At 67.1% G+C, this 4174-nt stretch carries 2 protein-coding genes and 1 pseudogene; all 3 read left to right on the top strand.

The window, feature by feature from the left end:
* The first annotated feature begins 109 nt into the window (after positions 1–109).
* Positions 110–2068 carry a CoB--CoM heterodisulfide reductase iron-sulfur subunit A family protein gene (locus tag FVW27_RS09265; RefSeq protein WP_167124555.1) on the top strand — a complete coding sequence of 653 codons (1959 nt, stop codon included), beginning with the start codon at positions 110–112 and terminating at the stop codon, positions 2066–2068.
* The gene (locus FVW27_RS09260; protein ID WP_167124554.1) at positions 2056–3564 is read left to right on the top strand and encodes a hydrogenase iron-sulfur subunit; all 1509 of its coding nucleotides are present in this window, start codon (positions 2056–2058) and stop codon (positions 3562–3564) included. The genes FVW27_RS09265 and FVW27_RS09260 overlap by 13 nt, the downstream gene beginning before the upstream one ends.
* Positions 3564–4174: pseudogene (locus tag FVW27_RS09255) on the top strand (4Fe-4S dicluster domain-containing protein); the annotation flags it as partial. The gene FVW27_RS09260 and the pseudogene FVW27_RS09255, both read left to right, overlap by 1 nt.

Raw genomic sequence — 4174 nt, 5'->3', positions numbered from 1 at the left:
CGGCGCGGCAGGCCGAAGAGGCCGCGCAGGCAGCCAAGGCCGCTGCCCAGGCCGCCGCCAAGGCCGCCCAGGCCAAACAGGCCGCCGCAGTGAATGAAGGGGGCAGGGCATGAGAATAGGTGTTTTCGTCTGCCACTGCGGCAGCAACATCGGCGGCACCGTGGATGTGCCCGGCGTGGCCGAGGTGGCCCGCGCCTACCCCGACGTGGTCTTTTCTTCCGACACCATGTACGCGTGCTCCGAACCGGGGCAGGCGGCCATCGTGGACGCCATCAAGGAGCATGCGCTGGACGGCGTGGTGGTTGCCTCGTGCACCCCGCGCATGCACGAACCCACCTTCCGCCGCACGGTGGAACGGGCCGGGCTGAACCGCTACATGTTCGAAATGGCCAACATCCGCGAGCATGTATCGTGGATCGGCAAGGACCGCGAGGCCAACAGCAACAAGGCTGCGGAGCTGGTCCGCATGGCCGTGGAAAAGCTGCGCCTGAACGCGCCGCTGTACCCCAAGTCGTTCGACGTGACCAAGCGCGTGCTGGTCATCGGCGGCGGCGTGGCGGGCATCCAGGCCGCGCTGGACTGTGCCGACGGCGGCATCGAAGTGGTGCTGGTGGAGCGCGAATCGACCATCGGCGGCAAGATGGCCAAGCTGGACAAGACGTTCCCCACCGTGGACTGTTCCAGCTGCATCCTTGGCCCCAAGATGGTGGACGTGTCGCAACACCCCAACATCCGCCTGTACGCCCATGCCGAGGTAGAGAAGATCGGCGGCTACGTGGGCAACTTCAAGGTGGACGTGCGGCGCAAGGCCACCTACGTGGACTGGGAACTGTGCACCGGCTGCGGCCTGTGCATGGAAAAGTGCCCCAGCAGGAAGTCGCCCGATGCGTTCAACGAGCACGTGGGCGTCACCACCTCCATCAACATTCCGTTCCCGCAGGCCATCCCCAAGAAGGCCATCATCGATCCCACGTCCTGCCGCCAGTTCGTCAAGGGCAAGTGCGGCGTGTGCGCCAAGGTGTGTCCCACCGGGGCCATCCGCTACGACATGGAAGACCAGGTGGTCACCGAGGAAGTGGGGGCCATCATCACGGCCACGGGCTACGACCTGTTCGATTACACCAAATACGCGGAATACGGCGGCGGGCGCTACCCGGACGTGATCACCTCCTTGCAGTACGAACGGCTGCTGTCGGCCTCCGGCCCAACGGGCGGGCACGTCAAGCGCCCCTCTGACGGAAAAGAGCCCAAGACCGTGGTGTTCATCCAGTGCGTCGGTTCGCGTGACCGTTCCGTGGACCGCCCGTACTGCAGCGGCTTCTGCTGCATGTACACCGCCAAGCAGGCGGTGCTGACCAAGGACCACATCCCCGATTCGCGCAGCTACGTCTTCTACATGGACATTCGCGCCAACGGGAAGATGTACGAGGAGTTCACCCGCCGGGCCATGGAAGAATACGGCGTGCAGTACGTGCGCGGCCGCGTGTCCATGATCGTCCCGCAGGGCGACACGTACCTGGTGCGCGGGGTGGATACGCTGCTTGGCGAACAGGTGGAGGTGCCCGCCGACCTGGTGGTGCTGGCCGTGGGGGCGGAATCGTCCCACGGGGCACCGCAACTGGCCGAAAAGCTGCGCATCTCGTACGACAATTACGGCTTTTTCATGGAAAGCCATTGCAAGCTGCGTCCGGTGGAAACCAATACCGCGGGGGTCTACCTTGCCGGTGCGTGCCAGGGCCCCAAGGACATCCCGTCCTCGGTGGGGCAGGGCAGCGCGGCGGCGGCCAAGGTGCTGGGCCTTTTCTCGCGCGGCAGGCTGGAAAGCGACCCGCAGATATCGCAGGTGGACGTGCGCCGCTGCGTGGGCTGCGGCAAGTGCATCACCACCTGTCCCTACGGGGCCATCGAATGGATGGAACTGCGCGGCGAGATGAAGGCCCGCGTCATTGAAACGGTGTGCCAGGGCTGCGGTATCTGCACGGTCACCTGTCCGCAGGGGGCCATCCAGCTGCAGCACTTCACCGACAACCAGATCCTCGCGGAGGTCAACGCACTATGCCTGTCCTGAAGGGGAAGGAACTCCGCGTCGTAGGGTTCCTGTGCAACTGGTGCTCGTACGGCGGTGCCGACACCGCCGGGGTCGGGCGATTCTCGCAGCCCACGGACCTGCGCATCATCCGCGTGCCCTGTTCGGGTCGCGTGGATCCCATGTTCGTGGTCAAGGCGCTGCTTGGCGGCGCGGACGGGGTGCTGGTTTCCGGCTGCCACCCGCGCGACTGTCACTACAGCCAGGGCAACTTCTATGCCCGGCGTCGGCTTGAAACGCTGAAGACCTTCCTGCCCGCCCTCGGCATCGACCCGGACCGCTTCCAGTACACCTGGGTTTCCGCGTCGGAAGGGCAGCGCTGGAAGAACGTGGTCTCCACCTTTGTCGAAAAGGTGCATCAGCTGGGGCATGCCCCGCGCATAGAGGAAGCCGCACCGTACCTGCCGCTGGCGGCGGGGGGCGACAGCCCGCGCGCGCCGTTGCGTCCGCTTGCCTACCCGGCGGCGGGAACGCTGGCCGCATCGCTGGAGCAACTGCGCGAAAAGATCCGCGCGGCGCTGCCGGAGCTGGACTGCGTCATCGGCTGGCAGCAGGGCTTTGACGCGCTGCACGCCACGCCGCTGTTCATGCGCAAGCCGGAAGACGTGGACAAGCTGACCTGGGGCCCGCTGAACGTGCACAACCTGGCCACCTACCTGCCGCAGTTCAAGAACCGCAAGGTGGGCGTGGTGGTGAAGGGGTGCGACAGCCGCTCGGTCATAGAGCTGTTGCAGGAAAAGCTGGTGGAGCCCGACAACGTGCGGGTGTTCGGCATGGCCTGCGAGGGCGTGGTGGACATGACCCGCGTGCAGAAGGCCCTGAATGGTACTGGTTCGGAAGGGGCAGGCACCGCGGATGGCGCGATGTGCGCAGACGTGGCGCCTGCGTCGGTGGCGGCGGAAGGCGACGGCCTGACCGTTGAGGGAGAAACCCCCGCGCGTCTGAAGCTGACCGACGTGGTGGCCGAAAAGTGCCGCACCTGCGACACCCCCGTGCCCCTCTTGGGCGACGTGGTGGAGGGCAACGCCTCCGCCCCGGCTGGCCCTGCGCCCGACGCACCGCCCAGTCTCGAAGCCCTGGACGCCATGACACCGGAACAACGGCGCGGCTTCTGGCGCGCCCAGATGGACCGATGCCTGCGCTGCTACGCCTGCCGCAATGCCTGTCCCATGTGCGTGTGCCGCGACCACTGCATCGCCGAAAGCCGCGACCCGCACTGGACCACCCAGGAAGGCAACGTGCGCGAGAAGTTGCAGTTCCAGGTCATCCATGCCCTGCACCTGGCAGGGCGCTGCACCGAATGCGGCGAATGCCAGCGGGCCTGCCCGGTGAACATCCCGGTGCTGTCCCTCAAGCAGTGGATGAACCGTTCGGTGCGCACCCTGTTCGACTACCGCGCAGGCGTTGACGTGAACGCGGTGCCGCCGCTGCTGGCCTTTGCCGTGGAAGAAAAGAACATCAAGGAGCATGGGCTGTGATGAGCTTCGCACGATACATCGCGCGCGGCGAGCTTGCCCGCGCCCTCGACGACATGGCGCGGGGCCGCGTGACCTACGCACCCCGCCGCGAAGGCGACGCCGTGGTCTTCCGCCCCCGCGCGGAAGGCGAGGAACCGCTGCTGGCCCGCGCCACGGTGCCGCCCAAGGGCGTCATCTTTCCGCAGAGCGAGCGGCTGTTCGCCTTCATCCGCGAAAAGGATCCCAACGACCCCGGCCACACCACCGTGCGGCTGGATTCCACCGTGGACATCGAACCGGCGCTGATCTTCGGCGGTCGCCCGTGCGACGCGCGCGGCTTCCACATCTTCGACCGGGTGTACCTGAACGGCCCCCACCGCGACCCGTACTACGCGGCGCGGCGCGAGGCCACCGTGGTGGTCACCCTGGCCTGCAACAAGGCCGGGTCCACCTGCTTCTGCCACTGGACCGGCTGCGGCCCGGCGGACACCACCGGCTCGGACATCCTGCTGACACCCGTGGGCAGTGGTGACGACGGCGGCTTCGTGGCCGTGGCCGTCACCGAGCGCGGCGGCGCCGTGCTGGAAGCCGCCAACCTGCCCGAGGCAGACGCCGCCCGTTCGGACGCCGC

The organism is Nitratidesulfovibrio liaohensis (genome assembly GCF_011682075.1).
GTDB classification, from domain to species: domain Bacteria; phylum Desulfobacterota; class Desulfovibrionia; order Desulfovibrionales; family Desulfovibrionaceae; genus Cupidesulfovibrio; species Cupidesulfovibrio liaohensis.
This window is presented reverse-complemented; position numbering and strand designations above follow the sequence as displayed.